This is a genomic window from Aeromonas sp. HMWF014 (genome assembly GCF_963878295.1).
GTDB lineage: Bacteria > Pseudomonadota > Gammaproteobacteria > Enterobacterales > Aeromonadaceae > Aeromonas > Aeromonas popoffii.
This window is the reverse complement of sequence record NZ_CAWNYS010000105.1, coordinates 1-4,005: the sequence shown is the minus strand read 5'-3', so window position 1 is coordinate 4,005 and position 4,005 is coordinate 1. Positions and strand designations below refer to the sequence as shown.

Sequence of the window (4,005 nt, the reverse complement as noted above, 5' to 3'; positions counted from 1 at the left end):
TGCGGCGGCGCGGGTGGTGGTCTCCGGCGGACGGGCGCTTGGCTCCAAGGCGCAGTTTGCCCTTATCGAGGCGCTGGCCGACAAGCTGGGCGGCGCGGTCGGGGCGTCGCGGGCGGCGGTGGATGCGGGTTATGTGGCCAACGATCTGCAGGTGGGTCAGACCGGCAAGGTGGTCGCGCCTGAACTCTATATCGCGGTTGGCATTTCGGGGGCCATTCAGCATCTGGCGGGAATGAAAGAGTCGAAGGTGATAGTGGCCATCAACAAGGACAGCGAGGCCCCCATCTTTCAGGTGGCTGACTACGGTCTGGTGGGGGATCTGTTCACCCTGCTGCCCGAGCTCACCGCCAAGCTGTGAATTTGTTGAAAAGAGGCCTTACCAGCCATTGATGCGGTCTGCCCCCCATTTCCATGCATGTTCCCTGCAAGCCCTGACCTGTTCAGGGCTTTTTCGATGGCAGCCCGACTTGAGCCGGGTAATAAAAGCTTGAGCCAGCGCCCAAAAAGCCTTTGATCCTGGGGCGGCTCTTGTGTAAAACCAGACACGTCATCGATTACTCTCATCCACTCACGGAAAGCGTCATGAGCAAACAGATTTACAACTTCTGCGCCGGCCCCGCCATGTTGCCGGTTGAAGTCATGGAGCGCGCCCAGCGCGAATTTTGTAATTTTCAGGGGCTGGGAGCCTCGGTCATGGAGCTCTCCCATCGCGGCAAGCCCTATATGGCGGTCGCCGAGAAGGCCGAAGCTGACCTGCGCGACTTGCTGGCGGTGCCGGACAACTACAAGGTGCTCTTCATGCACGGTGGTGGTCGTGGCCAGTTTTCCGCCGTGCCCATGAACCTGCTGGGTGGCGCCAACAAAAAGGCCGATTATCTGCTGACCGGTGTCTGGGCCCAGAGCGCCGTGGATGAAGCCCACAAGTACGGTGACATCCAGACCTTCCCGGGGGTTGCCAAGAATGCGCAGGGGATCTCCCACCTGCTGCCGACCCCGGCGTTTCGCGCCGATGCGGCCTTTATACACTACTGCCCGAACGAAACCATCGATGGCATAGAGATGTTTGACATCCCGGCCACCGGCGATGTGCCATTGGTGGCGGATCTCTCCTCCACCATTCTCTCCCGTCCCATGGATGTGAGCCGTTTTGGTGTTATCTACGCCGGTGCCCAGAAGAACATAGGCCCGTCAGGGCTGGCTATCGCCATCGTACGTGACGACCTGCTGAACCAGGCGAGAGCCGACGTGCCCTCGATTTTTGACTACCAGCTCACCGCCAAGCACGACTCCATGTTCAACACGCCGCCCACCTACGCCTGGTATCTGGCCGGTCTGGTGTTCGAGTGGCTGAAAGAACAGGGCGGGCTCGAGGCGATGGAGGCGCGCAACAAGGAAAAAGCCGATTTCCTCTACGGCTATCTCGACCAGTCCAGCTTCTATGGCAACAAGGTGGATATCAGCTGCCGCTCCCGCATGAATATCCCGTTCCAGCTCAAGAACGATGCCCTGGACAAGCAGTTCCTGGCCGAGTCGGAAGCGGCCGGTTTGTTGGCACTGAAAGGGCACCGTATCGTCGGTGGCATGCGAGCCAGCCTCTACAACGCCATGCCGCTGGAAGGGGTCAAGGCCCTGGTGAGCTTTATGGATGGCTTTGCCAAACGTCACGGCTGAGGCGTTTTTCCCCCATGACAGACGCCGGGGACTCCCCGGCGTCTGTTTTTTCAGTGGATCCTGATCGACCGCGAGTCTGGCCCACTTTTGTGCAGTGGGCGGTCTTGCCGAGCAAGGCGCGGGCTGCTAACGTCCGGTCAGGTGAATTATTTGAGACAGTACAGGAAGTTTATGAATTCGTTGCGTTTGGAACCCATTTCTCGTGTGGCCGGTGAGGTCAATCTGCCCGGCTCCAAGAGCGTGTCTAACCGGGCCCTGCTGCTGGCGGCCCTGGCCCGCGGCACTACCCGGCTGACCAACCTGCTCGACAGCGATGACATACGTCACATGCTGGCGGCACTGACCCAGCTCGGGGTCAAGTACAAGCTCTCCGCCGACAAGACAGCGTGCACTGTGCACGGTCTGGGCCGCAGCTTCGCGGTGAAGGAACCAGTCAATCTGTTCCTCGGCAACGCTGGCACCGCGATGCGTCCGCTCTGCGCCGCACTGTGTCTCGGCTCCGGCGAATACACCCTGGGCGGCGAGCCGCGCATGGAAGAGCGCCCCATCGGCCATCTGGTGGATGCCCTGCGCGAAGCGGGTGCCCATATCCAGTATCTGAAAAAAGACGGCTACCCACCGCTGGTGGTGGACGCCAAGGGCTTGTGGGGCGGTGACGTGCACGTCGACGGCTCCGTTTCCAGCCAGTTTTTGACGGCGTTTTTGATGGCGGCGCCCATGGCGGCCGGTGACACCCGCATCCACATCAAGGGGGAGCTGGTCTCCAAGCCCTACATCGACATCACCCTGCACATCATGAAGCAGTTCGGGGTGGTGATTGAGCACGACAACTACAAGCTGTTCTACATCAAGGGCAACCAGACCTACATCAGCCCGGGCGATTTCCTGGTGGAAGGGGATGCCTCCAGCGCTTCCTACTTCCTTGCGGCCGGCGCCATCAAGGGCAAGGTGCGCGTGACGGGCATCGGCAAGCACAGCATTCAGGGCGACATTCACTTCGCCGACGTGCTGGAGAAGATGGGCGCGCGCATCACCTGGGGCGACGACTTCATTGAGGCGGAGCAGGCACCGCTGCACGGGGTGGATATGGACATGAACCATATTCCCGATGCGGCCATGACCATCGCCGTTGCCGCGCTGTTTGCCGAGGGACCCACCTCCATTCGCAATATCTACAACTGGCGGGTGAAGGAGACCGATCGTCTGCACGCCATGGCGACCGAGCTGCGCAAGCTGGGTGTGGAGGTGGAGGAGGGACATGACTTCATCACAGTGACCCCGCCGACCCAGCTCAAGCACGCCGAGATCGACACCTACAACGATCACCGTATCGCCATGTGCTTCTCGCTGGTGGCGCTGTCAGATACCGCCGTCACCATCAATGATCCGGGCTGTACTTCCAAGACCTTCCCGGACTACTTCGACAAATTGGCCAGCGTCAGTCAGGCCATGTGACCCTGTTGGGCCCGCCTTGGTGCGGGCCTTTTCATATCTGCCCCGCTTGTGACTGTCCCATTGTTGCTCTGCTCAGCACACTTGCTCCTGAGCGCTAGCAGTAATATGCAAACTTGCAAGACACGATCTGAAAATTCCTGATGAGATAATGTAATTTTCTATTTACACCGTCCCGACTGCGGGCTAGATTGAGGTTTCTTTATCGCAGTCATCTAGCAGGAAGTCTTGTCATGCAGCATCAAACCGACGACGTTCGTATCAGTGAAATCAAAGAGTTATTACCCCCGGTTGCGGTGCTTGAGAAGTTTCCGGCCACCGAGACCGCCTCATCTACCGTGTTCGAATCCCGCCAGGCCATTCACCGGATCCTGGCCGGTGACGATCAGCGCCTGCTGGTGGTGATCGGTCCCTGCTCCATCCACGACCCCGTAGCTGCGCTGGAATATGGCAAGCGCCTCAAGACCTTGCGTGACGAGCTCAAGGGGCAGCTGGAAATCGTGATGCGGGTCTACTTCGAGAAGCCACGCACCACGGTCGGCTGGAAGGGGCTGATCAATGACCCCTACCTCAACAACAGCTGCCAGATCAACGACGGTCTGCGCATCGGTCGCAAGCTGCTGCTGGATCTCAATGACATGGGGCTGCCGACCGCCTCCGAGTTCCTCGACATGATCACCCCGCAATACGTGGCGGATCTGATGAGCTGGGGGGCCATCGGTGCCCGTACCACCGAATCCCAGGTGCACCGTGAGCTGGCCTCCGGTCTTTCTTGCCCGGTGGGCTTCAAGAACGGCACGGATGGCACCATCAAGGTGGCCATTGATGCCATCGGCGCCGCCAGCGCGCCGCACCATTTCCTGTCGGTCACCAAGTATGGCC

The 4,005-nt window shown here is 59.9% G+C and carries 4 protein-coding genes; all 4 read left to right on the top strand.

Annotated features, from left to right (window positions below; all coding sequences use genetic code 11):
• A partial coding sequence (locus AAC083_RS03995; RefSeq protein WP_258224593.1) for an FAD-binding protein occupies positions 1-358 on the top strand: 358 nt, incomplete at its 5' end.
• A 224-nt stretch (positions 359-582) separates the two neighbouring features.
• On the top strand, positions 583-1,671 hold the full coding sequence (gene serC / locus AAC083_RS03990) for a 3-phosphoserine/phosphohydroxythreonine transaminase (RefSeq protein WP_108535866.1): 1,089 nt from the start codon (positions 583-585) through the stop codon (positions 1,669-1,671).
• Positions 1,672-1,842: 171 nt separating this feature from the next.
• Entirely contained in the window at positions 1,843-3,126 is a 1,284-nt protein-coding gene (aroA, locus tag AAC083_RS03985) for a 3-phosphoshikimate 1-carboxyvinyltransferase (RefSeq protein WP_042034886.1), read from the top strand.
• 230 nt (positions 3,127-3,356) lie between these two features.
• On the top strand, positions 3,357-4,005 hold a 649-nt coding region (locus AAC083_RS03980; protein WP_108535864.1), incomplete at its 3' end, for a 3-deoxy-7-phosphoheptulonate synthase.

Bases quoted from the DNA above. Each gene is read 5' to 3' on its own strand.
- serC (WP_108535866.1), top strand. From the start codon at position 583: ATGAGCAAACAGATTTACAACTTCTGCGCCGGCCCCGCCATGTTGCCG.
- aroA (WP_042034886.1), top strand. From the start codon at position 1,843: ATGAATTCGTTGCGTTTGGAACCCATTTCTCGTGTGGCCGGTGAGGTC.